The organism is Lacrimispora sphenoides (assembly GCF_900105215.1).
Taxonomy (GTDB): Bacteria; Bacillota; Clostridia; order Lachnospirales; family Lachnospiraceae; genus Lacrimispora; species Lacrimispora sphenoides_A.
Map to the genome: position 1 here is coordinate 416930 of NZ_FOIP01000001.1, position 25374 is coordinate 442303.

Here is a 25374-nt window from a genome sequence, read left to right on the forward strand (position 1 = left end):
AAACACCTCTTTTTAGAAGTGTTGCATGAAATACCTACTTACGAAAACGTTTTTGATGATTACAAAATAACATTTTCTTAGGCCTGTGTCAATATATTTTATATTGTTTGTTATAAATGCCGAATTATCGTCGTTATTTTTATGCACATTTTCATCCGGACGTTTGTTTAAGAAGATTGTTCTTATCTCTTCCACACGGATGGGAGCTATTTCTTTTACGAGAGATATAAAAGAAAAGTACTATGAGAAATGAAAGGGTTTGTGCAATGGTAATGCGGACAGTCAGCAGTTCATCCACACCGGAAGCCGAAACCACATGCAGCAGATTGGCCGTGGTGTTATTCACAAAATGAGCTGCCATTCCTGCCCACAGGGATCCTGTGAGCTTGTAAAGCATGCAGTACTGAATTCCAAGCAGAGTGCTGGTAACCACCAGAATCAGGCCAGCCATAAATGCACCTGCCATGGACTGATTGCCGTCTATTACATTTCTTAAGGGCTGCATGATATGCCAGACTCCAAAGAGAACAGAAGACAGGATACATGCGGCAGGAAACGAATGCTTTTCTTCAGCCAGCCGGACAAACAATCCCCGGAAAACTCCCTCTTCCATTATCACATTGATCATGTTTCCTGCTATACAGATCATGATAAACAGAATGCCGCTTTGCATCCCCCGGTTGCCTAAAACGGAATAGCTGGTTACGTAAAACTTAAGTCCTGAAAAATTGCCTGTTGATAATTGAATCAGTATTTCAATACCATAGCCTGCAGTAAAAACAACGGCGCCAAGCAATGCTCCTAATAACATAGTTCGGAGAGCCTTTTCAGGAGAAAAACCTACTTCTGTCCATGAGTACCGGAAAAATGGGCTGGAGAACACCAACAGTAGAATACCGGCCACTTTATGTATAAATGCTTCGCCGATCAACGACTGGTCGGTACGGAATATGAAATATTCTATTGTCCGGAATGCAAAGCAAATGGCATAGAGCATAAGAATGATTGGAATTGGTTTTCGTTTATAGTCCAGCATAGGGTTACCTCTCTGACTGTTGTTTATGAAGTTGGAAAAGTTCCGCAGCCTCTGATTCATTGGATCTTCTTCTGATAAACTCCATGGGATACACAATAATCTGCTATACAGGCAATTTTAGCATAGTGTATGAATATTTTCCAGCATCTTTCGATGGCTTCCATAATTTTAGACGGGGCCGGATTGCCGGGCTCCCGTCTTTTTTCAGACAATATGCAGGGCACCTTTTTCATCAGTGCTCAGATTCATTTTTCCTTCAAACATGCTTCCGTCTTCCGTAACCCGGTACAGCTCTTCTTTCCAGATGATCCACTGGTTTTTTGCCATTGAACCGTTGTTATTTAAATAATACCATTTGCCATCTGACCCGGTTTTCCATGTATCTTTTACCATAAATCCGGCACCATCGAACCAGTACCAGTTTTCTCCGTCCTTATACCAATCGTTCGTAACATAATTTCCGGTATTCCCTAAGTAGAATCTCCATCCACCCTCTTCTTCAATCCAACCTGATTTATGCTGCGCTTCTGCAAGTGCTGCTTTAAAGCTATCCCAGGTATGTTCAGTATGATTGTATACATAAGGGTTGGGACAGATTTTTCCCGTTACATCATAATGGCGGATTACATGATCCGCCGGGACATTGTACTGCTTCATCAGTTCTTTTGTTAATAGGGCGGCAGCCTCTACTGTTGCATCTTCAAAATACCAGTCTCTGCTTGTTTCTGATTGACTTCCATTGTTCCTGACACAGAGCTCTATTCCCAGGCTGTTGCTGTTGCGGCATTCCGGATGGGTATATGTTTTTGCTCCGCAATGCCATGCAATATCTTTGTCCTCAACGGATTGCCATATTTCTCCGCTGAATCCGACAAAATAATGGGCGCTGGCCCCAATGTATTGGGAAGCGTAATATTTACAGTTTGCTTCTGCTCCTCCAAGAGCTCCTACGTAGTGTATTACAATATATTTTATTCGGTCGATCTGACCGTTACTGTAGTTGTATGGTGTCAATAATTTTTGAACTTCCATATCAAATTCCTTCCCTTAGGCCCACAAAGCCCATCTCGTCTGCATCAAAGGATTCCCGGAAACGTTCAATCTCCGTGTAATCGGAATTCTTTAGATTTTCCTGTATTCCCAAAAGCTCTATGTTTGGCATTGTTTCTGTTGCTTCGCTTTTAACCATTAAATCACCTTGTCCTTTCTGTTATTATTATATGATTTATTGGGAGGGAATGTACCGGGATTAAAGATGGGCTTTTGATGGGCTTTTCGTAGTTATTGTGATGTTTGTGATTTTTTGTTTAAAATATCTATGGCTTTAAAAAGAGCCGCTGGGAGAGGCAGCCCCATAAGGCCTGCATTCTCTACTATAGATATGAGTTCGTTTGCCATAAAACCTATGATGACTGTATCGCGTATGTAAGGGGTTCCTAGGGAGAGGTCCAGGCGGTGGGCCACCAGTACAAATAGGAGCGTCATACACTTCCTGCATAAGCCTTTAAATCCTGCTTTCGATTCAAGTGTTCCGGATTCTGTCTTTATACTTTTATGGAATACTCCGGCTACTGCCAGGCCTGAAAGAAAATCAATGGCCATGAAAAGTATTAAAGTTCCGATACCGGTATCCCATCCCCCAAATAAAGATGCTATAAAGCTACCTACCACTCCCAAAACTGTACATAATGTGTTTTTCATTCATATTTTCTCACGTTTCTTTATATTCTTTTCCGGTAATCTCCCAGAATTCATCGGCTGTGATCCAGCGGTCTACGGCATTATATACCATTCCCTCAGACCATAATCCTGCATCAAAATATCCTTTTACCTTTTCAAACTTACTCATATTATACTCCTTCTACATCGATGTCGGACATCATGGCTAAGTAGGATCCCCGGGCATACAACGCTGGCACCTGCTGCTCTGCAGTAGGTACATAATTGATCACCCCTTTGCTCCCATCGTCGTTTACACGGTAAAAAGCTCCGTCATGATATCTATCACCTATCCCGCATGGATACTGTGAACAGTCAACCGCATATGCTTCATTTCCATAAGCTGCCCTTGTCAATCTATTTGCTGTTTCATAATTATCACATACAATAATATTCTTTATTTCTTTTTTACTTATCTGTGCAAATACTTGATGTACAATCATTTTATTTTCCCTTTCTAATTTTTATTATTACCATCTTATAATGCAAATACCAGAACCGCCAGCATATCCTCCACCTGGAGTGCTATAGGTATATCCACCACCACCACCACTTCCAGTTCCTGCTGCCCCATTAGATCCAGCAGCCCCCATTGCATTAGCACCATTTCCGCCGCCGCCAGCTCCGCCAAATGCTCTATCTGTATCGGCATATTGTAGACTTCCACCGCCACCACCGCCACCGGCATATAGTGTATTCCAAGATTCTCCGAATGCTCTTGTCGTTGTACCTTGACCAGAGGCGCTAGTACTGCCGCCATCGGAAGCTCCATTTTGTGCATTGGTTCCTCCTTTTTTTACTGCATAAGCTCCTTTTCCTCCTGCACTTCCACCAGAGCCACCATAACCGCCCATAGCTCCTCCTTCGCCTCCATCCGCGAAGACTAAAGTTGTGGATCCGTTCATTACTTTAGTTTCACCACCTTTACTACCACTAGAAAAGCCCTCTACAGCGGCACCTCCGGCTCCTATCACTACAGAAAACTGTTGTCCTGGTACAACACCTACGCTTTTGATTGTAGAGGTTTTTCCGCTACCTCCGCCTCCGCCTGAATTATCATTAAGTCTCCGGCCACCGCCGCCGCTACCACCGCCACCTACACAAAATAAATCAATGCTTCGAACTCCGTCAGGTACAGTAAATGTGCCAGAAGAAGTAAATACTTGCTGACCTCTTGATGTAGTGGAAGCAGCAGCATTTAATGTATTTCCCCACATATCCGAAGGGGAACCAGACATATAAGCTGTAGCACTAAAATAATAAGTAGTACCAATTGAGGGCATCGTAACAATAACTTGTGACCAGCCACCAGATGTTGCATTATTACCATATCCTGTATATATTCTGGTTCCACCAGTTCCCGGATATCCATCGGTAGAATAGTTAATAAATACTCCGCTAAAAGGTTTCCCTCCGGCCGCATACGGATTCTGCCATTGTAATAAAATTTGGTTTGTACTGTATGCGGCCGCACTAAAATTTAATATACTGTTTACTGAAAGAATCCCTGTAAGTTTACTTCCATTCACCCAAGCCGTTTGCCCATTTAAAATCTGTGCTGCAGTAGCTGTAGCAGAAGTCTGGCTTGCAAGGCTATTTGCAGTAACCTTACCTCCCCCATTGTGAAAACCGGCAGGCACTGTATAGGATGCACCAGCATTCAAACTCAGGGACACAGCACCATGGTTTACCATAGAACCCTTTCTCTTAATCTTGGGATTCGAGTTATAATATGATTTACCTTCCAGTACCTGACTATCTGATACGTCACCGGTAAGCTCTAATGTACCTTCTACCACCTCATCATAAGAGTCAGCTGTAATCACACTATATCCCTTTAAGACCTCCGCCTTTGTAGCCGTGCATTCATCTGAACCTACTCCTGATCCGCCGCCCCCGGCGATAATCACTTTACCCATTGTCACTCACCCCTCTCAAATAAACGCTGAAATCTCCGGTCGGTTTCTTTTCTCCGCAGTAAAACGTTACATATCCGTCTTCTGTTTCCCCATCAGTTATCATTCCAACCATTTTTCTTCTAAGTTTCACCTCTGCCGGAGATAATTCCTTTGGAGTACATGGGCTGATTACCGGGTTATCTGATGCTTTTATCCCAGTTACCGCAACTTTCTGGCTGTATGGAATCATATTGCTCCAGCCAGATGCAGAAATAATGACCTCTATGGGCCGCTCATGCTGCTCCTGAATCTTCTTATTATAGAAAGTATTATTGAAAAGCTGTTCTATTTCAAAAGCCATTTCCTGACCGTCTGCCAGAGTCTCTCTGTCCCATTTTCTGATTTCCGTGGTATATTCAGGCGGATTTTTTACATTGCAAAATATCATAATTAAACCTCCTTAAAAAATTTCATCCATATCATAAATCTGAGGAATGTCCGCATCTTTTCCTTTACGCATAAATGTCCGATAAGCAACTAGATCGCCGTCCGAATCGAACAACCCCATTTCCGATATTTCTCTTCCTGTTAGTTCGCCCTTATCCAGAGTAGCAGTAAAACGGCATGTCGATTCCGCATCATTTGTGTATGCATGCGCTTCTATTTCTTTCTTCATTAACTCATTGTAAAGCCCAATTTCATTGCCTGTTGTTGTCTTAGGCTGTCCGTTTTCATCCACGCCTCCGTCTCCCCATGCCATGTGCGTGATAGTCGGGAGTGTTATATCCCCGGCATGAGCCTTGCAGAACTTCTTCCTGCCTGTTGTTGTTATTACTCCATTTGATGTTTTTGTCATTTTTCTCTTCCTCTCTTATAAAATTGATAAGCCACCATTTAACTTACGCCTTCTATCTAATTTCCAAGTGTTATTCACTACATTTACGTTCATAACGCGGGTAGGACCTGCTGTTACCTGTTCCTCTGTTTCAGATGCAAAAGCCACTTTCTCTTTGCATTGTATATCTCCCCTTAAGTCAGTTCTAAATCTCAAAATATTATTACCTGTGGTAATTCGCTCCACAGTTACCGTAGGTACTTTTATTCGTTCTGTCGCTTGTACAAATTCAGGAACATTCACCCCAAATCTGGATCTTATTGGATAAAAATCGATAAATTCTCCACTGTTATACCCATTCAGCCTGCGGCTGCCATCTAATGACCATAGATTGTCCAAATATAAGTGAGGCAGATTATAGCGAGGATAAAAGCCTGTCCAGTAGCGGATTGAATTTTTACAAGAAGTCTGAATATTATAATTTTCCTGATATTTGCTTAAAAAAAACGTCTCCAAATTGGCTGGTATCATTTCCCGAATCATTCCTTGAATACTTTTCAAGACAGTTATCGGCCTCTCCTTCACCACAAGCTTTAATTTATAAATATGATGAAAAATATATAATTCATAGTCTTCACCTAGCAATGCTGTTAGCTGTTCTCCTAATTTACTCTTCGAGTAAGGGAGTTGGTAATTCCAATTTGCCAGAACTGCTGACCTTCTCTCATCAAGAGTGAATTGAGGCTCTGGTTTTAAACCCAAAAACAGCTCCCACTTCTTTATTCCCTGATAGTCTGCCGTCAAAATGAATCCAGCGTCCCAAAGATCCTGGCAACCATCACAAAGAACTTTGAGTTCTTTGGCTTCTAGTTTGGCGATACTGTCAAACTCAACAAATTCCTTAACGTAGTCCGGGAAATAAGATTTCAAATCATTTTCTCTCCGATCATACATGAATTTCACCCCTCACAGCTATCCTGTCCGATGGAATTACATAATTTCCTCTTTTTCCATTGATGTTTGTATCAAACACATCAAGTATTCCTTCCACATCGAGCAGTTTGCTTTCAATTCTGGAAATCCTCACTACGTTTTCACTAACCTCCTGCCAGGATTTGTTTAGTTCTGCCAGATAGTCATCTATTGCATTACTGATATCACCAAAGCACCGACTAGCATCATACCCTGTTTGATATGTAATATTAGTTACAACAGATATTTTCTCCTCCTCTGCTCCAACTACTGTTACTTCATGGCCAATAGGTGCTAGTCCATAACCTTTCCCTTGATTCGGCTCTGGGTCAATTTCATCCTGTACTGCTTGAATCAAATCAGCAGTAGGAATACTATAAGATGAATCAATAATAACCAGCTTCACAGTTCCACCACCGGCCCATGTAGGAAAGACCTTTACCCCTCCCACTCCGGAAATTGCAGATACCTTTTCTTTATAATCTGCTATATTTCCGCCATACGCCTGTGATTTTAAACTATTAAAATAGCGCTTACGAAACCGCTCTGTTTCTTCCTCATCTTCTCCAGGTATTAATAATTCCGTCAATTCTGCCTTTGTCAGCCCTTTTATATATTCAATAGGGATTAGCCTGCCGAAGTTGCTGTTTCCAGCTGCTCCTATTGTCTCGCATCGCATTCTATATTCACCAGTACCTAATCGCTCTACAACTGTGTAATTAAAAACATTTAATGAAAAACGGCTGCCTATAGGTATTTCTATATTGAATTCTCCTTTTAATTCTGCATATGTAGCGGCTTTTGGTATTACTCCACGCTCTGCTGCCCTTCGAATTAAAAACTCTCGGCTTGCTGAATCAGCAAACATTTCCTTTAAAACATGGTCCAATTCAATATACGTAATTGCAATTTCTGCTGCTGCCGGAGCCAAAGCCGTGTAAATGACGGATCCTTCTCTCCTATCCAGATCTTTTGGAACTCTATCCAACATCCGCCTCAAAATAACTTCATACGTCATATCCTCATGCATTAAATACTCACCTCCTTTTCCATCATAATTTCACCATAAGTGGTATGAACCATAAACCTTACATGAAGGATTTTCCCATTACCTTCAAAGGAAAATGTATCAACACTCTGAATCCTGTCATCCTGCTGCAACGCTTCTTTGATTCTTTTTTTGATCTTTGCTTTTATCAGCCCTGTTGACTTCCCGAATAAGCCGTTAAGCTCCACGCCATAATTCCAGCTATAAATGAGCCAGTCGAACCGTTCTGTATTAAGAATGCAGAAAACCGCTTGCTTTACCGCCTCCAAACCATCTACCGTTCCGATTACCCGCTTTCTTTCCGTATCCAGCCGAAAGGTCTTTGACGGCATCTGTACCATTTTAAAATCCTGTTCCAAAATATTACCTGTCACCGGAAGCATAGCAACACCTCCTTTCCTACCATGTGCCTATTGCCACGTACTGTTGTCCTCCCCTTTTCTGAAGCAAAAGAACCTTTTGACCTTCTTTTAATCCATTTTTCACGGTTACAGTCACCTCTCCGACCCCAGGAATATTCATCACTTCCCCATGCTCTGTAAACTGCTTCGGCAAAATAACCTGGGATTTGGATAGAATCGTTTTCTGGTCGATTTGTATTTCAACGGGATTTTCCTTTATTACAGTCCCCGGAATCACGTCACATGGATCTCCTGCTTCAACCGCCTGAATAACGATCCGCTTTATATTTTCAATCCATTCTAAATCAGCCACTGATTTTCGCCCCCCTCAATGTCAAATCCATAGTATGTATTCCTTCGTCAATTTTATGGGCTGCAGACTCGATTACCAGATAATTTTCTATTCCCTCATCCTTTATATCAAGGAATACCGGAATCAGGCAGCCTGCCCGTACCCGGATATCTCCAAAGGCATCCTTGATGGTCAGGGTCCTGGATGGACGGTTATACAAAGTCAGATATGTTTCCGCTATGGCCTGGCCGTCTGCCCCTTTATCAATAGACTCATCTTTCTGGAGAATCCCCCATTTATTGATATTTTCTGTGTGCTTTGTCATATAGATTTCTCTTTGCTTTGTATCACTGTTGTCACAATACAGTTTGATCTGGTTGTAAGTATCGTTGTCAATGCTGACCTTATAGTCATAATCCTGCGCTGTCTTGTTATCTATCATGATGTCAAGCTTCATGTTCTCCATATTTTTCAGGGTGAGTTTTCCTGCATCATCATAAAATGTAAACAGGTTTTTCGTATGTATCATTGCAAGATCCAGATTGTTCAAAATAATATCAAATAGCGTTTTATCCTTTTCCTTTCTGGAAATCCTGTCTTTCGTATCCTCTAATTCCCCCGTTTTCAAATGATAATCCCTGGCTATCATCTGGATAACCTCTCCGGCAGTTAAATCCGTGTAATTATAAGTCTCCTTATTTTTTAAATATCTAAGCTGATCGTAAGCGGTGACCTTCATTTCTCCATCGCTGCTCCAGCTTCGTTCAAAAATAAATCCAAAGAAAACAGGTTTCCCATCCACATCCAGACGGAGGGCATTGCCCTCCTCGATCTGGAGTCGTTTGTCCGGGATCAGGGTAAAAGAACACTTTCCTGGCTGCCCTCTGCGCTGTGTTTCCCAGGTAATAGCTCCTTTCACTACCGGTTCGTATACGGTCTGGCCGTTCTGGATATATAAATGTGCTTCCATTTTCTACCTCCTATGGCATAATGAGAACCTGTCCTGGATAAATAACGTTTGGATTTGTTATTTTGTCCCGGTTCAGATTATGGATTTCCTGCCACCGGCCCCCGTTGCCAAGCTGTTTTTTCGCTATGGACCATAGACAGTCTCCCTTTGCAACTGTATAGTTCTTTTCTGGCGGCGGCTCCCCCTGGCGTTCCTCTTCCTGCTGCCCAGACTCTATTTCCTGCTTCTCCTCAACAATGGTAAAATTCATTATTTTAGTCCCATAACTTTTATATTCCTTCATTGTAAGCGAGACAATAAGATCAAGTCCCTCACTTACATCATCTGTAACCTTATAATCTTCTAGAGTTACATCCATGCTGGTATCAAATAGACTGTTGCCTCCCATCCCTTGCCGGATAACGGTAAATTCAAAGGGGCTTTGACCCTCCTTTAAATCCTGAAGTCTTTCAAGAAAATCCTCCGCACTGTCAATACTTCCATCCCAGACCGCACTGGGGTAATCCATTTGTGGAATGATTACATCAATGCTTATTTCGGCGAGTCCAAAGGATTTGACCAAATTTATCTCTTCTCCGTTTATCAGATTTACCGTCTTGTTCTGCCCGCTATACTTGACAGGGATCTTTTCCGGAGGCAGAGGGAGAAATATATCGTCAATATAAACTTCATATGCCATTAAAAATTCACTCCTTCCGCAGCCGAAGCAAGAATTTCGCTGGTAGCATCACCAAGCCTTCGATTCAGTTCATCATAATCAGTCATATTCTTTATGGTGTTGTTGTTATTTACATCTACCTTCAGTTCCGCCAGTGTAAAGCGGTTAATGATTTCCTGCTCTGCGGCATCCCGCATATATTTCAGCTCCTCATCCAAAATATCCATTAAGTCTGCCATGGCTGCCGTATTTATGGCAGTATCACCGGTACTCTGGGCAATGCTGTCGGCCGCATCCGACGGATTAAAACCTGAATTTTGATTATGCCTGGCAAATGTTTCTTTAATGTCTTCAAATCTTTTCTTTGCAGTATCTTCTGCTCTGTCCCCACCTGCATACGCTTTTTGGGCAGAATCTTTTAACCCAAACCGATTCAGGTCAATCCCGAAATCAGCAAGCGTCTTATCCATATCCAATTTGTCAGCCTTGACTTCATACGTTCCATTTCCATACTTCTCAGCAAGCTCATCGGCAATGTCTGACAAACCATCCCGCCAACCTTTTATAGTGTCTTCCATATGAGAACCAGAAATAAAATCCAAGGCTTTTGCTATTTTTTGTATAATATTAAGTACTCCATCTGCCAGATCTGCAAATAAATATATGATTGATGATACCGGATCGTTAAACAGGTTCCCAAAAAAGTTTGCAAAAGCAACCCAGCCGTTGTAAAAATACTCAATGATCCCAAAACCAATTTCTAATACTCCCATTAAGTTATTAGCAATATATGCTCCTGCAACTGCAAACGCTGCGCATATCAACCCAGTAGCACTGTAAGATGTTCCGGCAAATTTATTAACAGCTGCTACACCTGCATAGAAGAGTGCTACTAAAATAATGATCAACATGATAATCCAGGTAAGAGGACATTCCGCAAATGCTGTATTCAGACCTTTTTGTGCTATTGTCATTGCCGTAGTTGCTACTGCACCAGCAAAATCACAAATTGTTTTCAATGTTGTAGTAGAATTATAAACAAGCAAAGCGGCTATAATCCCCCATAAAATAGGTTCAACAATAGACCAATTATCTGTGATGGTACTTCCTACAGCTCCGGCTACAACGCCGATAGAACCAAAAATCCCGTTGGCTTCTCCTATATTACCCTGTAATCCTGCAGTAAAATCATTTAATTTTTCTGTTATACTTTCTACGAGACCGGACATGGGACCAGCAAGCCCCATATTGACGGTCTTAGCCAAAGAACTCAGCGCGCTGGCTGCATCGTTGTATTTCACATTATTTAATTCTTCCAGGTGTTCCGTTGACAGCGTTACAGATCCTTCCAAGCTGGACAATGCCATAATTCCTTCACTGCCAAGCTCTCCCCAGGCGCTGCCAAACAGCTTCATTCCTGCTATATTTCTTCTGACAGGATCTTCCATACTGCTTAAAGCGGCAATGGTCTGCTGGAATGCCTGTTTGGCTGTGTCACCGCCGCTTCCAAATGCTTCTGTCATATTAACCGCGTCAAGTCCCAAAGCAGAAAAGCCTTCCTGAGCATCCTTTCCTCCGCCAACAGCCCTTGATGAAAATTCCTTTACAGCCTCACCTAAAGTGCTGACTGATACTTCTCCATTCTGCGCTCCATTAATCAGCATGTTAAACATTTCCGCCCCTTCAAAGCCTAAGTTTTTAAACTGTGAAGAATATTCATTGATCGTATCAAGCAGTTCCCCGTTTTTATCAAGTCCAGCCTGGGTTGCCTGTACGATTAAGTCTAATGACTGAGCACCGGTAGCTCCAAACCTCTCCTGCAGCACTCCTGCAGTGCGGATACTGTCTGCCAGGCCGTAACCAAAGGTGTCTTCAAGGAGCAATCCTGCTCTTGTAAGCTGCTCCAGGCTATCACCTGTCTGACCAGTCATCTGATGAACCGAAGATAAACTCTTTGCTGCATCTTCAGGACTGCCGCTTATGTTATCCACATATAGATTTTTAGCACTTTGCTTTGCCATATCCAGATCCTGCCCCTGCATTCCGGTCCTGGACTGTATGAGATTTCCGGCTGCTTTTATATCATTTGCCTGGTTGAATATATCCATAGGACTGGTGTTGATTCCCATCTTACCTAAACCAGATAATGCTTTATCCCAGAGTTTCTTCATTTCCTGGAGTTTGCCCTTGCCATCATCAATGGTTTTATTTAACTCTTCCTGCTTTTCCTTGGCCTGTACGATTACTTCAGTGACCTGTTCAAACTGAATTCCCATACTCTGAATATCTGTTATGGAAGCCGACATCCCTGGCAGACCCATAAAACCACCTGCCGCCATCTGGAATTTTCGAAAAGACTGGCTTGTAATATTGATTGACTGATTGATTTTCATTAACACGGAGGAGGCTCCATCCTGAAGCTGTATTGAATTTTGTATTGTTGCCAAACGCTTTCCCTCCTTTCTTTTTTTGGAAGAACACCCTAAAAGATGCTCTTCCATTCTTCTATCTTTTTCTGGCACTCTTCGTCTTTTGTGCCTCTTTCTTGTCATTTTCCAGCTTAAGCTGTACCGCTGCCATAACAAACGCCCGTTCATACCTGTCCAGGCTTAGAAACTCATGAGGCCATTTGTGGAGCTTGTGGAGGCAATAGTAAGCAATATTTGCTTCCATATCACCTCCTTCTATCAGTTTTTTGCCTCTTCAACCTGCTCTTCCAGTGTAATATCAAAACCATTCACCTGCTGAATTCGTTCCAGATAACCTGCGTATTCGCCTGCAGTCAGCATGGCCTTTAAAAGCCCGTCTGCCCCCATAACATGATAGGAATCCTGTAATTCCTTATCATTTAAGTTAGGATAAACCGTACATTCAGCTGCCAGCTTCCCAAGATAAAGGTTATAATCCGTCTCCTGGGTATACTGTCCCTTTTTTCCTGTTACCTGAACCCTTTTCGTGCTCTCTTTTCTTAAGGATTCATCTTCTTTAGAGGTAATGGCTTTAATCTCCCATTCCACCGGTTTTTTCCCCGGACCTAAAAAACGTTTGGAAACAACAAACTTTTCATGCTCCGCCTTAACTGCATTCTGGCTTAAAAAACAACTTAAATCTCCCATATACTTTTATTCCTTTCTTTTTTTACTGCATTCCCGCAAGATTGCTGAATCTTTCAGGCATCTCCCAGCTTTCAAATGTGAATTCAAACTCATCTTCTAAGTACTCTCCTGTTGCATCAAATTTGGTGATAATTCCTCCATTTAAGTTGCAATCCTTTAAAATCACAGTCTGACGGCCTACCCTGGAAGCAGGGTCCTCATTGGTCACCTGGATATCAAAATAGATATCATTTCCGGTCTGCTGGAACTTATATAAAATATCCCGGAAAATGCTTGTATTGTAATGGAAAGTAGCTGATCCGCTTCCTTTCATTCCCACGGTCTTATTCCCCTTCATGGCTCGTCCCAAAATCGGGATCTCTGATTTTACCTTTTCAATCTTAGCCTCCAGGTTCAATGCCTGCATAAAATTATATCGTTCATTTCCGATTGTGATATAGCACTCTGCTTTTGTGGCGCTGATAGCGTCCCATGCGTCCATTGTAATATTATTCATGTTAATTACCCCTTTCTTATGATACAATTACTGTCATGTATAAAATGCTCATGGAATTAATCGGTTTCACCGGGAAATTCACCACAACGGACCGCTTTCCCTGTCCCTTTTCCACAGTAACCTCTTCCGAATTTACAGCTTCAATCGCCCTTAACACCGCCAGCTGTTTTCCATATGTAACAATGTCATTCCAAAGACTTACCCGTCCTGCATCGTCATTAGAAATCTTACCCAGGTAACGTGTATGGAAAAGAGAAGCTACGTCATTTCCAATCTGGTCCAGAACGCGGACCGTCTGGTTGTTAGAGAAATCTTCCCCTTTTTCCTCTGTGTAAGTAACCAAAGTATTACTGTCAGTCAGAATCCTGATTTCACTTCCTACACTGTGAAGCATAAGTTTGCCTGCCCTTATAGCATCAGCAAGCTGAGCCTGGGTATAGGAAGCCTTAACGGTATACTCCCCGTCATAAACTTTATTTTCAATGGTCTTGTTGACAAGGCATGCGGCTTCTGCACCTGCAACCCAATAAACAAGGCCTGTAGCTGATTCTTCCGCTTCATTCTCAACGGAAATGACACCCTCATAATCAGCCTTGGAATACTGATGTAATACAGTCTGGAACTTCACACCAGCTTCATCCCTCATACGTTTTGTAAATGCTGTAAACAAAGCTTTTACCTTACCGTCAGCAGAAGGACAGCAAAGAATCTGGAAGGAAGCACTCTCCATCTTATCGAGGAATTCTGCATAATCTTCACCTGTCACATCAGCGCCATTGGCACCTCCTGTAAAAGGAAGTCCTGCCGTCTCTGCCAATTCGGCATCCTTTTTGAATATGACGTAGCAGTTATCTATCAGCTCTTTTGCCTCTGCGACTGTCTGGCAATCAACTTCTCTTCCTGCAAACAGGGTCTTCACATCAAATTTTGAATCATTATCAACATTTTTCGCAATAATGGTCATCAAATTATTTCCTCTGTTACCAGAGTATTTTGCCGTGCCATATTCGTTTGCCCCATGTGTACCTGTATTCAAGCGGTAAAAAATTCCCTTCGTCATATTTCGGAAAAGCTCTCTGACCGGAAGCATAGCCGCATCGTCCATTGCATAGCCAAAAATTTCTTTACACCCTTTCTGGAAATCCTCTGCTGTAACCTCAAATATCTCTTTCTCCGGTCCCCATTCAAGAACCATAGGGATTGCTGCCACCCCCCTGTTTCCCATGGATGCACCTGCCGAAGCAGTACTCACAAAATTGATATATGCACCAGGAAATACTTTGTTTTGAATTGTAAAATTTCCTCCACCTAACATACTTTCACCTTTCCTTTCATAAATTGATTCATGATTTCTTCTGCTTCTGTTACAGAATATACTTTCCTATCATCAAACAAAGCACTTATTAAGTCCCTCTGATTACGATACTTTTCTGAACTGATCAGCTGATCCTTTGTATAACGTATTACGCTGGTCCCGTCCGTTTCTTTTACGTTCTTTTTTGCCACGATAACACCTCTTTCATTTTAATTTAATATCTTCCATGAATTCTTCCGACTCCCCGTTTTTTAAAATGTAGACCTGATAATCCACCAGGAAGTTTAAGGCCTCCCCTTCGCTTTTTCCCTTTCTGCTGCTGCCTCTTATCAAAGAGCCGTTTTCCAGAGTAATGTATTCCAGTTTGTCCATAAGAACATCCAGAACAAGATTTCTGTCCCTTGAGGGCTGTACTGAATTCTGGCAGTTATACGTTACATACATGCTTATGCTGCGGAAATAACGCTGCCCGTTCACTGGCTTTTCAAACGTCTCTAAAAGTCCGACTTCAAAATAAGGTTCAGAAATCCCTTCCCCAAAAGGGCTTGTATCGATCCTGGCTTCCGGAAAAAACTCTTCCAACCGTTTGATAACTCCATCCATGATTTCGTTATACATGTAATCCCCCCTTTCCTATGCCTCCAGCCTTTCCTTCCGGCACCTGCCTTTCCCTATACCAGATTCGTTCCTTTTTTGTCGGACTTCTTACCTTCCCTTGTTCTTTCACTTCCATAGGATTCTCCTTTTTTCACCGTCCATTGTAGTCATTTAGTCTACGTGATTAGTAAAAAAAATACTATTTTTACGCAATTATGTAATCCTCAATAACCTGTACAGCTTTTTAATCGTTTGAAAGATTCATTTTGCTGCAATTGCCCCTTTTCCAGTTCGGACTATTTAATTTCATCAATAAGCCGAACTGTATCTTTCATACTTTCTTCCTTTTCTTTTGTAGTCATATTGTCTACATTTGTTATCATACTCCCATGTACTATATTTGTCAACAACATTTTGCAATTTTGTTGAATATCTTTCTACACCGTGATATAATACCGCTATGGAGGTGATCCTGTGGAAATAGGACAGATTATTAAAAGGAGACGGGAAGAGCTTGGAATCTCACAGGAAGAACTGGCGCTGAAAGCTGGCTATAAATCTCGTTCTTCCATTAATAAAATCGAGGTAGACGGAAGAGGGCTTCCCCAGTCTAAGATTATAGCAATTGCCAATGCTTTGAGGACAACCCCAGCCTATCTCATGGGTTGGGAAAGCGATACTGCTTCCGCTTTTGACTATATCAGCGGACGTTTCGGGGAATATGCCGGAGAAATGATTGAGAATTTTCACCGTTTAAATGAGAAAGGTCAGAAAGAAGCCCTAAAACGTGTCAGAGAAATGGTTCATATCCCCGAATACGTAAAAAGCCAAAGCCCAGTTAATATTTTTAATACTGACAGCAGAACCTACCTGAAACCGGTAGCAGCCCATGAACGGACCGACATTGAGGTGACAGAAGAAATGAAGAAGCACGATGATGCCTTTTTTGATGAATAAAAGATAACTCATTGAGGTGATTTATTTGAACTATGAATCTTTATTAGAAGAAGCGGATTCCCATGGAATCATCATAAAGGAACGGCCGCTGATAGCCAATGACGGTAGGATTAAAGGCACCCAGATATTGATCCGCCAGGATATGACAGATTGTCAGAAGGCCTGCGTTCTGGCGGAAGAGCTGGGACACTACCATACCACCACCGGCGATATTCTGGACCAATCCGATGTGTCCAACCAGAAGCAGGAACGTACCGCAAGGCTTTGGGCCTACAATAAAATGATAACCCTTGATAAGCTGGTGGCGGCAAAAGAAGCCGGATGCCGGAATGGGTACGAAATTGCGGAACATTTGGATGTAACGGAAGAGTTTTTGCTTGATGCCATTCACTGCTATCAGGCAATATACGGAAAAGGACTGCAAAAAGACAATTATCTGATACTGTTTGAACCTTTTAACATCTATAAGATAGTGTAAGAATTTTTCTGTCTTGCCGCCCCTCTGCCACATATACTATTCAGAGGTGATATATTTATGCAACCCTGCGAACTTGTAATTCTTATATCTACCATGGCCTGCCGTATCGCCGAGGGACGGTCTGCTGATGAAATCGCTTTGATAAGTTCCATATTTTCACAGCTTGGTGATACACTGAGTACCATTTCAGCCTATCAGGATCTCTGTTGTGATAACGATGAAGAAAAAGACACCAGCTGATGAAAATTGCTGAGATAAAAGGGGGATTCCGTAATACCCGGTCCATAAAGAAAGGAGTGCTGCTTCCATAGACGAACAATCATCTATGGAAGCAGCACTCCTTTCTTATGCCATAAACAGAAAAGCAGGTTCCAAAGAACCTGCTCGCTTAGGTAAATCTACTCCCTATGGCCGGAAGAGACATCATCCGGGAAAGGGTCTACATTGACTGGGACCGGCTCTGCATGAGCTTCCCGAACCTTTATCTCCCTTGCCGCAATGACATCCCCGGCAATAATCTTTAATATATGAACGACGGGTACTGCCAAAACCATTCCCCATATCCCGGCAATTGCACCACCCACAGTGATTCCTATAACAATCAAAGCCGGGCTTAAGGAAAATGAGTTTCCCATAAGCTTTGGCTGTATCACATTTCCATCAATCTGCTGAGTAACAAGTAAAACCAGGCCGGCAATCGCCCCTGTATTGATTCCGCTCGTACACGCAATGATAATCACAACGCCAATGGAGCCAAAAATTGAGCCAAAGTAAGGGATAATATTGCAGATACCCAGCATGACCCCAAGTGCCAACGAATACCTGGAACCAAGTATGGTAAATTCAATGGTGGTAATCGTACATAAAATCAGGGAATCTAAAAGCTGGCAGACAATAAACTTTTTAAAACTATCATTGATAATGGTTCCGTACCTTAAAGCTGCATTTCTGGTTTTTTCTTGAAGAAACAAATCCATGAGCCGCTTCATCTGAAATTTAACATTATGAGTTTCCAGAAGGAAATACACAGAAGATACAATTGTAATAAATCCGCTAAAAATATGGGAAGTAACTCCCAAGACAGCATTTAGTGAGCCCATTACTTCTTTCAGGCCAATTCTCTCCAACACATTTTTCCAGGCAGTCTGGGGCGGTAAAATCTCTCCCAGCTTATCGGATAAGCCAAACTTTTCCAGCGGCAGTTGTTCAATAGCCATTATGGCATTATTATAATAGGTATTAAAATTTGTTATAAAATCCAATATGCTTTTCTGAAGCAGGGGAATTCCCTTGTTAATAACCAGAACAACAACAGAGATAAATAAAGCATAAATAATAAAAACACTGATCCCCCTGGACCTCTTTTGAAACGGACTGTATTTAAGCCTGTTTAAGCGTCGTTCTAGCGCAGAACATGGGATATTCAGCAGATATGCTATGACAAATCCATAAAAGAAGGGAATAAGTACCTTTGTAGATGATTTAAGCCAAACCATCACATCTGAGACATTCATAACAATTTTATAAAATATAATAACCAGCATAGCAAGCAGCAGTCTTGATAAAAATACCCTTATCTGCTTTTTTTTCAACAATTCCTCCATCCTGACCTCCTTTCCAAATAAAATAACCAAGTTTTACCGGTTTAATCGTTAAACCCTAATATTTTTGTGTCAGCAGCAATTCCACCGCCATTCGGTCATTTAACCTCCCGGTCTTAACTGCTTCTTCTGTTTCCACGCACAAGTTTACATAAGATAGAATCTGGTCTTTAGAAAAAGTCCTTGCCTGAGGCATGATCTTACCTGCTGCAAAAGGAGGGATCTTAAGCTTTGAAGCAATGCCGCCTTTATCCATTCCCTTCCCCATCAGCTCCTTTGCCTGCAGAATCTGATTAAACTGTCTGGCAATCAGAAACAGGATCCTCATGGGAGGTTCTTTTAAAGTGAGCAGGTCCTCATAAAGGTCCATGGCCTTTTTTGTTTCCCTGTTCACAATCGCCGCCACCATTTCAAAAATTTTATTGGTTGTCCGGACTGTACAGATGATTTCCACATCCTCATCCGTTATAACCTCTCTTCCCAGAGTATAGCTTATGAGCTTCTCCAGTTCCATACGGATATTTTCCATATCATCTCCGGCCATGTGAAGAAACATTTCCATGGTACGTCCCGTGATCTTCTTTCCTTCCCTGGAAAGCAGAGTCCCCGCCCATCTGGCAAGCTGGGCCGTATCCTGACGTTCCATTTCAGCCGCATATCCCAGTTCCTTTACTTTTTTAAACAGTTTGCTTCGCTTATCTATCTCTGATTCCACAAAGATCAGGCAGGTGGTATCCGGCATCTGGGACAGATAAGATACGATTTCATCCGAAGCCGATTTAAAAAACCCGCTGTTCTCTACCAGGATCAGACGTTTTTCTGCGAAAAAAGGCATGGTATCCGCAAGGCTGATGACTTCCCGCACATCAATCCCTTTTCCCTCAAACTGATTAAAGTTCATGGTATCGCCTGCCGTAATGGCTGCCTTCATTTGATTTTTATAGCTGTTCCTCAAAAAGGCTTCTTCTCCATATAGAAGATAGACCGGCTTGAAGCTGTGATTTTTTATATCCTGAGTCAGCGTCTGCATGGTTTCCTCCCTCTTTGGCATGACTTTTTTATCCTCTCTAATTATAACGGGAGAACTACTCTCCGTCAACGAAACTTTCAAAACGGATCTTCTCCCCATCGGTCCACATCATTATGGCTCCTCCTTCTCCTGTTTTGAAAACCTCAGTTCCTCTCTCTTTTAAGCGGTCCAAAACCTCCTGATGAGGATGTCCATAAGAATTACCCACCCCATAAGACACCACAGCCCACCGAGGCTTTATCGCGTCAAGGAACGCCTCCCCGGAAGAATATTTCGAACCATGATGAGCCACCTTTAACACATTCACTTCTGCCAGCATCTGCCTTTCCCCAGGCCTTTCAAGAAGCTCTTCTTCTCCTCTTTCCTCCATGTCTCCTGTAAACAGCATGCGGCAGCTTCCATAGTCCATTTTTAATACTTCTGACTCCTCATTGGTGGTTTCCGGCCTGTCTTCTTTTCCGGGATACAGGCAGGTAATGCAAAGGTCCCCTATCTGAACCCCATCTCCTCCTGCCACATACATCACGTTGGTCCCCCGCCGCATTGCAAGTTCTTCCAGCTTCTTTATTGCCTCATCTTCTCTTCCATGATAGGGAAGCATGAGGTTTTCAATTCTTATATCTTCACTGTTTTCCAAAAGATAGGCGACACCGCTTAAATGATCCTGATCCCCATGGCTGTTAAATGCATAATGAATCACAGGTATTCCCATACTTTTTAAACAAGGCTCCAGGGAATATTTGCCCAGAGATTTTTTAGAAGAGCTTCCTCCATCCACTAAAACCGCAGACCTTCCTGCCCGCAGCAGGATGCCATCCCCTTGCCCCACATCAAGAAACACTGCTTGAAGACCATTTACAGGACCAGGCTTAAAAAACAGAATGCAAAAACAATACATCCCTGCAAGGAAAAGAACTTTTAATCCATAGAAACACCCTTTCAATTTCTCTTCCTTTTTCTTTTCCTTTTTCTCTTCTTTTTTCTCACCGGTTCTTTTAGCCTCATACTCCTCCCAGACTTTCAGGCAGTAAAGCCCTGCGACCAGAATAAGTCCGTAAGCCGCCAGCCGTCCAGCCTCCGGTCTGCCAAAGGTCAGGCTGTACCCAGGAAGTCCTTTCATGCTCCCGCAGATCCATTCATAAAAGGCAAGAATATAATGTCCTGTTCCCGCCGCACCGATCCCAAGAAGGGGACTGAAGTTTCCAAGAAAGATAATGCTGATTCCGGAACAAACCACCCAATCCATTAATGGAATAAGCAGAAGATTTAAAAACAGTCCATAGAAAGGAATCTGATAAAAATGATATAAGGTAATTGGCATGGTGACCATTTGTACCGCCACTCCTGTGGAAATTGCACTTGACAGGAACCTTTTCCTTCCAAGCCATTTTTCAATGATAGGGCTTGTCCCTCCGATGGCATAAACCGCTCCAAAGGACAGCTGAACACCTCCATTCGTAAGGAGGAGAGGTGACTTAAGACCCAGAAGCAACAGCGCAAGGGAAGCGGAGGATAAAAGGTCATAAGTCCTTCCAAGATAGGAGGCCAGAAATGCGACAGACATCATAATCACTGCCCTCATCACCGAAGGACCGCTGCCTGTTAAAATCCCGTACAAAACAACCAGGACAGCTCCTGCCAGACCTGCACTTCCAAGGCCCAGACCGGTTTTCCTTAAAATCCGGTAAAAAGAAAGACCAAGGAAAGACATGTGCATGCCGCTTATTGCAAGAAGATGGGAGATTCCGTTCTTCTGATATAGAGATTTAATATCTTCCGGAAGCCCGCCCGTATCCCCTAAAACGGCTGCTGTTAATACACCGGCATCTTCTTTGGAGGTATACTTATAAAGGAGAGCGCGTCCCCATTCCCTGATCCGGCGTATTCCATCTAAGAGAGGATCTTCTCCTGGATCCAGAATCTCCAGTTCCTTCCCAAGAAACCTTCCATCAATCCCCAGACCCTCATAATATTCCTTGCTGTCAAACTCCCCCGGATTCCTTGGTGACTGAAAAGGCTGTACCTCTCCCTTTACTTTGATAAGCTGTCCCAGCCGCAGACTTACATCTTTATTATCGCCAGTTCTTTGAGGAAATAACGGCGCATCTGTGCCCGGCTCTCCAAAAAGCTTCACAGACACCATCAGACTTGGAACAGAATAGCAGGTTTCCTGCTTCCATACCTTAATTTTCTTTAAAACAATCTGAAGAGATCCATTCTTTTCTTCAAAAGAATAAACCATTCCCTCTGCTTCCACATAACCACCGGTAAGCTCCTCAATGGTTCTTTCCCTTTCCTCCCACCTTATGCAATCGTATTCGGCCCAGGCCGCACCCAGGTATAAAAAAAGAAGAGGCAAAAGAACCCAAAGCCGGTTTCTGCCTCTCCAATAACCATAAAGAACAATTCCGGCAGCTAATAAAGCCGGAATAAAAAGCCAGGATGTCAAAACCAGCAAAGCGGCAGTCTCTCCAAGTACAAATCCCCCTGCGATCAGACATAATGGGCGTTTTATTTTTCTGTTCCTCCTATATCACTAGATATTTCTTCATTTTCCGCATTGTAATCCAGATTGCGTTCAAAAAGCTGGTTTAAGGAAATGGAATCCCGAAACATGACTTCCTGAGAACCGTTTACCGTAATCTGCACCTTATTGATGGAGGAGGCCGCAGCCAGGGAATTCACGATAGAATAAATCGGGATATATTCCTTTACCTCCAGGTTGCTATTCAGAAATGCGGAATCGAAATTAATATAACAGATGTTTTCATTGACCGATACATTAAGAAGCTTTGTATCCTTTGGAAGAGTCGGATTCATCCCCGGCCTTCCCGGACCGGCAATCAGCTGTTCAATGACCAGCTTTTCTAAGGAAGTGTTTACGTTATGCACCACTTCTCTTGTCTCTTTCACCAGCTTCTCACCGGTATCATCAGAGAAATACAAGGGCAGTTCTGTCTTCTCATAGGAGTTGACGTTGCTGATGTTGTCAATAAAATCAGTATTAGCCATAGGTCCTACCGGACTTCCGGAGCTGTCCATTAAGGGCTGTTCCGCAGTATACACGGCAACATAATCCACCCCTTTTACCTGAGTCAGTGTTCTTACCAGGGAAGCTCTGCATAGAATCTCCCTTGTTCCATTCATCATGGCATAATTGTTATCGAAATACAGATAAAGGACCGTGTCCTCCAGCTTGTAACGCTCAAAGCCTACCTTATCCGGAACCGCTGCCTGCCGGTCTAAATCTTTAGGTACAGTGCGAAGCTGTACCATCAGATTTCTGATCCTCCAGTCCGTCGCATCTTCTAAGTCCCCTTCCGGTTTCTGAGCCATTTGATAATCCTGAGGCTCCAACTTTGTCATGGCAGAGTTTAAATAATAGATCTTATATACATCTCCAATGGTTTCCGCTCCCTTTCCTTCTCTTTTTCCACAGCCGGTCAGACATAGAAAGCACACCAGGAAAAGGAGCCCCCTCCTTAGCAGTTTCAGTTTCATCTAATAGCCTCCTGTTTCTAAGAAATATACGTGAGGGGAATCCGTACGGTAAATGTGGCTCCGTCGCCCTCTTTGCTCTGAAGCTTCAAGGCTCCCTGGTGCATCAGCACGATTTTTTTTGTAATGGAAAGACCAAGGCCTGTCCCCCCTGTTTCTCTGGATCTGGCCTTATCCACCCGGTAGAACCGCTCGAACACATGCTCCTGGAACTCTTCCGAGATCCCGATTCCGGAATCAGCCACCTTTACGTAAAAAAACTTATGATCCGCGTCAAGGGTCACCCGTACCCAGCCGCCTTCCACGTTGTATTTGATGGCATTCTCCACCAGATTGCTTAAAGCCAGGGACAGCTTCATCTCATCCACATCGGCAGTGACTTCCCGGATGCTTTCAAAGGTAAGCTCCACATTGCGTTTCCCGGCAATGGGGCGAAGCCTTTTTAAGATCAGCTCCATGAGTCCGTTAATATTCACCTGGGCTATGTTTAAATTTCGTCCTGCAGTCTTGTCCATGCGTACCAAAGAAAGCAGGTCATCAATGATCTTGTTTTCCCGCTCGATTTCATCGGATATATCACTCAAAAATTCCCGGTAAAGATCTGTCGGAACATCTTCCATTCCCATCAGGGAATCGGCCAGCACCCGGATGGACGTGATCGGGGTCTTTAGTTCATGGGAAACATTCGACACGAATTCTTCCCTGGACTGGTCCACTGCCTTTAGCTTCTTTAACGTCAGGTTAATGGTTTCCGTGATCTGTATGGTTTCCTTATAAGCATAGGGGCTGATGTTCTCGTCCATATCCCCTTCTGCCGCTCTGTTTAACGTCCGCTGCAGCTCCCGGAAGGGCTTCATCAAAAGCTTTGCAAGAAAAACCACAACAATGGCAAGGACGGAAAAGATCATAAGCTGAAGAAACGCTCCCTTATCCGATACCATGGAGACCCGGTTCAGCAAATCCTCCGTGGATGCCGTCACAATCATAACCCCGGCAATTTCCTTTTCCTGGCTATTGGAATAAATAGGAATCGTTAACGCCGAATAATGTTTATCCGTATTATATTTGCTGCTGTTTTCTCCGTCAAAGCAACGGAGGACCTCCTCAGATATATTGAGCTTTCCCACAGAAAGGGAAAAAGTATCGCTGATGATCCTGAAATTCCGGTTTACCACCACGATACGCCCATTGAACATATCTGCCTTTACGGACATTTCATTATCCAAAAGAGGGTCCCTTGGCTCCATGGTCAAGTACCCGATCCTTGTCATTTTATTGCTTAAAATCCAACACTGGTTTTGGATGTCCTGCATTCTGGACTCAATGAGGTTCTGCCGGTAAGTACCCAGCATGACTGAATTCTGAATAAATACCGGTATGATTCCAACCACCAGAAGGGCAATGATTAAGGTGACCCGCAGGCTTATGGCATGTTTCTGATTAAAAAACTTTACCTGGAACATGTCCCTGCACCTCCAACCTTATTTCTGTCATACATCCAGCCTTTTCGTACATGCAATGGCCAGTGCTCCAGGCCCAATGTGGCAGGATACGCTTAAAGAAAGATTGTCCACGTAGATTTCTCCTGTCTTTGGAAAAATCTCCTCCAGCTCCTTCTTAAATTCCATGGCAGCCACTTCATTATTGGTATGGGCAATGGCAATAGCGGTACGGATTCCTTCCGGATCACCAAACCGCTCCTCCATATCCTTTTTCGCGGCTGTAATCATCATGGTTTTGGCCTGCTTCATGGTTCTTGCCTTGGCAAAGGCGTCCAACTTCTCTCCCTGAATGGTAAGAACCGGTTTAATCCTTAAAAATGTCCCCAAAAGAGCTGCTGCCGGAGTGATCCTTCCACCCTTTTTTAAATATTCCAGCGTATCCAGTGTGATATAAATGGTAGATTCCATTTTCGTCTCATCCAGCTTTTCCTTAATGGCAGCTGCAGTCATTCCATCATCTGCCATTCTCTTAGCTTCCATAACCGACTGCCTTTGAGTGACAGAGATCCTCTGGTTATTGATGACAAACACCTTTCCCTCGTAATCATCAGCAAGCATTAGAGCAGTCTGACAGGCACTGCTCAATCCGCTTGACATGGGAATGTGTACAACTTCCTCATATTCTTCTAACAGTCTGTTCCACAGATCCAGAAGATCGGCCGGAGATGGCTGAGAGGTGGAAATGTCCACCCCTTCCTCCAGCTTTTCATAGAAATCATTCTGTGTCAGGCTGATATCCTCATAGAACGTTTCCCCTGCCATCATAAACGGCATGGGTACTACGTAAACCCCAGCTTCCGCTCCCTGTCTTTGGGTAATTCCGCTGTTGCTGTCTGTTACTATAGCTACTTTCATTTCTGTTCTCCTTCATCTCCGTAAGCAATGAGCCAGGCGCAGGATTGCCTGCATTGATGCATCTGGCGAATGCTGTGAGGATCAAATCCCCCGTAGCCTG

32 protein-coding genes are annotated in these 25374 nt (G+C 43.0%); 3 read left to right on the forward strand and 29 right to left on the reverse strand.

Annotation, left to right across the window (positions count from 1 at the left end):
* Positions 1–151: 151 nt before the first annotated feature.
* The 23 genes from BMW45_RS01760 to BMW45_RS28690 form a co-directional block, all read right to left on the reverse strand.
* The gene (locus BMW45_RS01760; protein ID WP_242882857.1) at positions 152–1096 is read right to left on the reverse strand and encodes a CPBP family intramembrane glutamic endopeptidase; all 945 of its coding nucleotides are present in this window, start codon (positions 1094–1096) and stop codon (positions 152–154) included.
* A gap of 144 nt (positions 1097–1240) precedes the next feature.
* The gene (locus tag BMW45_RS01765; protein ID WP_092240284.1) at positions 1241–2068 is read right to left on the reverse strand and encodes a peptidoglycan recognition protein family protein; all 828 of its coding nucleotides are present in this window, start codon (positions 2066–2068) and stop codon (positions 1241–1243) included.
* A 1-nt stretch (position 2069) separates the two neighbouring features.
* A complete protein-coding gene (locus BMW45_RS27675; RefSeq protein ID WP_157724375.1) occupies positions 2070–2225 on the reverse strand; it encodes a hypothetical protein in 156 nt (51 codons plus the stop codon).
* 92 nt (positions 2226–2317) lie between these two features.
* Positions 2318–2737 (reverse strand): phage holin family protein, encoded by a 420-nt coding sequence (locus BMW45_RS01770; RefSeq protein ID WP_092240285.1) that lies wholly within the window; start codon positions 2735–2737, stop codon positions 2318–2320.
* A 10-nt stretch (positions 2738–2747) separates the two neighbouring features.
* Positions 2748–2885 (reverse strand): XkdX family protein, encoded by a 138-nt coding sequence (locus BMW45_RS01775; RefSeq protein WP_092240286.1) that lies wholly within the window; start codon positions 2883–2885, stop codon positions 2748–2750.
* A 1-nt stretch (position 2886) separates the two neighbouring features.
* Positions 2887–3198, reverse strand: coding sequence for a hypothetical protein (locus BMW45_RS01780; RefSeq protein WP_092240287.1), 312 nt, complete (start codon positions 3196–3198; stop codon positions 2887–2889).
* 27 nt (positions 3199–3225) lie between these two features.
* Positions 3226–4674 carry a glycine-rich domain-containing protein gene (locus BMW45_RS01785; protein ID WP_092240288.1) on the reverse strand — a complete coding sequence of 483 codons (1449 nt, stop codon included), beginning with the start codon at positions 4672–4674 and terminating at the stop codon, positions 3226–3228.
* Complete coding sequence (locus BMW45_RS01790; RefSeq protein ID WP_092240289.1) at positions 4667–5101, reverse strand: hypothetical protein; 435 nt, start codon at positions 5099–5101, stop codon at positions 4667–4669. Before BMW45_RS01790 ends, BMW45_RS01785 begins: the two co-directional genes overlap by 8 nt.
* A gap of 12 nt (positions 5102–5113) precedes the next feature.
* The gene (locus BMW45_RS01795) at positions 5114–5509 is read right to left on the reverse strand and encodes a phage tail-collar fiber domain-containing protein (RefSeq protein WP_092240290.1); all 396 of its coding nucleotides are present in this window, start codon (positions 5507–5509) and stop codon (positions 5114–5116) included.
* A gap of 15 nt (positions 5510–5524) precedes the next feature.
* Positions 5525–6442, reverse strand: coding sequence for a putative phage tail protein (locus tag BMW45_RS01800; RefSeq protein WP_092240291.1), 918 nt, complete (start codon positions 6440–6442; stop codon positions 5525–5527).
* Positions 6435–7490, reverse strand: coding sequence for a baseplate J/gp47 family protein (locus tag BMW45_RS01805; protein WP_092240292.1), 1056 nt, complete (start codon positions 7488–7490; stop codon positions 6435–6437). Before BMW45_RS01805 ends, BMW45_RS01800 begins: the two co-directional genes overlap by 8 nt.
* Entirely contained in the window at positions 7490–7891 is a 402-nt protein-coding gene (locus BMW45_RS01810) for a DUF2634 domain-containing protein (protein ID WP_092240293.1), read from the reverse strand. Before BMW45_RS01810 ends, BMW45_RS01805 begins: the two co-directional genes overlap by 1 nt.
* 16 nt (positions 7892–7907) lie before the next feature.
* A complete protein-coding gene (locus BMW45_RS01815) occupies positions 7908–8222 on the reverse strand; it encodes a DUF2577 domain-containing protein (RefSeq protein WP_092240294.1) in 315 nt (104 codons plus the stop codon).
* Complete coding sequence (locus tag BMW45_RS01820; protein ID WP_092240295.1) at positions 8215–9171, reverse strand: XkdQ/YqbQ family protein; 957 nt, start codon at positions 9169–9171, stop codon at positions 8215–8217. The genes BMW45_RS01815 and BMW45_RS01820 overlap by 8 nt, the downstream gene beginning before the upstream one ends.
* A gap of 10 nt (positions 9172–9181) precedes the next feature.
* Positions 9182–9850, reverse strand: a complete 669-nt coding sequence (locus tag BMW45_RS01825; RefSeq protein ID WP_092240296.1) for a LysM peptidoglycan-binding domain-containing protein — start codon at positions 9848–9850, stop codon at positions 9182–9184.
* A complete protein-coding gene (locus tag BMW45_RS01830; RefSeq protein WP_092246091.1) occupies positions 9850–12276 on the reverse strand; it encodes a phage tail tape measure protein in 2427 nt (808 codons plus the stop codon). Before BMW45_RS01830 ends, BMW45_RS01825 begins: the two co-directional genes overlap by 1 nt.
* A gap of 58 nt (positions 12277–12334) precedes the next feature.
* Positions 12335–12502 carry a hypothetical protein gene (locus BMW45_RS27680; RefSeq protein WP_166433157.1) on the reverse strand — a complete coding sequence of 56 codons (168 nt, stop codon included), beginning with the start codon at positions 12500–12502 and terminating at the stop codon, positions 12335–12337.
* A 14-nt stretch (positions 12503–12516) separates the two neighbouring features.
* Positions 12517–12945, reverse strand: a complete 429-nt coding sequence (locus BMW45_RS01835) for a phage tail assembly chaperone (RefSeq protein ID WP_092240297.1) — start codon at positions 12943–12945, stop codon at positions 12517–12519.
* A gap of 22 nt (positions 12946–12967) precedes the next feature.
* Positions 12968–13441 (reverse strand): phage tail tube protein, encoded by a 474-nt coding sequence (locus BMW45_RS01840; protein WP_054791516.1) that lies wholly within the window; start codon positions 13439–13441, stop codon positions 12968–12970.
* Between the two features lie 16 nt (positions 13442–13457).
* Complete coding sequence (locus BMW45_RS01845) at positions 13458–14756, reverse strand: phage tail sheath family protein (protein ID WP_092240298.1); 1299 nt, start codon at positions 14754–14756, stop codon at positions 13458–13460.
* The gene (locus tag BMW45_RS01850; protein ID WP_092240299.1) at positions 14750–14947 is read right to left on the reverse strand and encodes a hypothetical protein; all 198 of its coding nucleotides are present in this window, start codon (positions 14945–14947) and stop codon (positions 14750–14752) included. Before BMW45_RS01850 ends, BMW45_RS01845 begins: the two co-directional genes overlap by 7 nt.
* 13 nt (positions 14948–14960) lie before the next feature.
* Positions 14961–15374 carry a phage tail terminator family protein gene (locus BMW45_RS01855; RefSeq protein WP_092240300.1) on the reverse strand — a complete coding sequence of 138 codons (414 nt, stop codon included), beginning with the start codon at positions 15372–15374 and terminating at the stop codon, positions 14961–14963.
* The gene (locus BMW45_RS28690) at positions 15367–15489 is read right to left on the reverse strand and encodes a hypothetical protein (protein WP_278320764.1); all 123 of its coding nucleotides are present in this window, start codon (positions 15487–15489) and stop codon (positions 15367–15369) included. Before BMW45_RS28690 ends, BMW45_RS01855 begins: the two co-directional genes overlap by 8 nt.
* 338 nt (positions 15490–15827) lie before the next feature.
* Between BMW45_RS28690 and BMW45_RS01860 the strand changes: the two genes are divergently transcribed.
* Genes BMW45_RS01860 through BMW45_RS01870 form a run of 3 tightly spaced genes read left to right on the forward strand, consistent with a single transcriptional unit; the run spans position 15828 to position 17028 of the window.
* On the forward strand, positions 15828–16310 hold the full coding sequence (locus tag BMW45_RS01860) for a helix-turn-helix domain-containing protein (protein ID WP_092240301.1): 483 nt from the start codon (positions 15828–15830) through the stop codon (positions 16308–16310).
* Positions 16311–16326: 16 nt separating this feature from the next.
* Positions 16327–16788 (forward strand): ImmA/IrrE family metallo-endopeptidase, encoded by a 462-nt coding sequence (locus BMW45_RS01865; protein ID WP_334292924.1) that lies wholly within the window; start codon positions 16327–16329, stop codon positions 16786–16788.
* Positions 16789–16845: 57 nt separating this feature from the next.
* Positions 16846–17028, forward strand: a complete 183-nt coding sequence (locus BMW45_RS01870) for a DUF6774 domain-containing protein (protein WP_092240303.1) — start codon at positions 16846–16848, stop codon at positions 17026–17028.
* Positions 17029–17186: 158 nt separating this feature from the next.
* Here BMW45_RS01870 and BMW45_RS01875 read toward each other — a convergent pair whose 3' ends face one another.
* Genes BMW45_RS01875 through BMW45_RS01900 form a run of 6 tightly spaced genes read right to left on the reverse strand, consistent with a single transcriptional unit; the run spans position 17187 to position 25274 of the window.
* On the reverse strand, positions 17187–18392 hold the full coding sequence (locus tag BMW45_RS01875; protein ID WP_092240304.1) for an AI-2E family transporter: 1206 nt from the start codon (positions 18390–18392) through the stop codon (positions 17187–17189).
* 55 nt (positions 18393–18447) lie between these two features.
* A complete protein-coding gene (gene holA, locus BMW45_RS01880; protein WP_092240305.1) occupies positions 18448–19419 on the reverse strand; it encodes a DNA polymerase III subunit delta in 972 nt (323 codons plus the stop codon).
* A 55-nt stretch (positions 19420–19474) separates the two neighbouring features.
* Complete coding sequence (locus tag BMW45_RS01885; protein ID WP_166433260.1) at positions 19475–21877, reverse strand: DNA internalization-related competence protein ComEC/Rec2; 2403 nt, start codon at positions 21875–21877, stop codon at positions 19475–19477.
* A 53-nt stretch (positions 21878–21930) separates the two neighbouring features.
* Positions 21931–22920: a GerMN domain-containing protein gene (locus BMW45_RS01890; RefSeq protein WP_092240307.1), complete on the reverse strand. Its 990-nt coding sequence runs from the start codon at positions 22918–22920 to the stop codon at positions 21931–21933.
* 17 nt (positions 22921–22937) lie between these two features.
* Positions 22938–24380: a sensor histidine kinase gene (locus BMW45_RS01895; protein WP_092240308.1), complete on the reverse strand. Its 1443-nt coding sequence runs from the start codon at positions 24378–24380 to the stop codon at positions 22938–22940.
* 27 nt (positions 24381–24407) lie between these two features.
* On the reverse strand, positions 24408–25274 hold the full coding sequence (locus BMW45_RS01900; protein ID WP_092240309.1) for a DegV family protein: 867 nt from the start codon (positions 25272–25274) through the stop codon (positions 24408–24410).
* Positions 25275–25374: the final 100 nt, after the last annotated feature.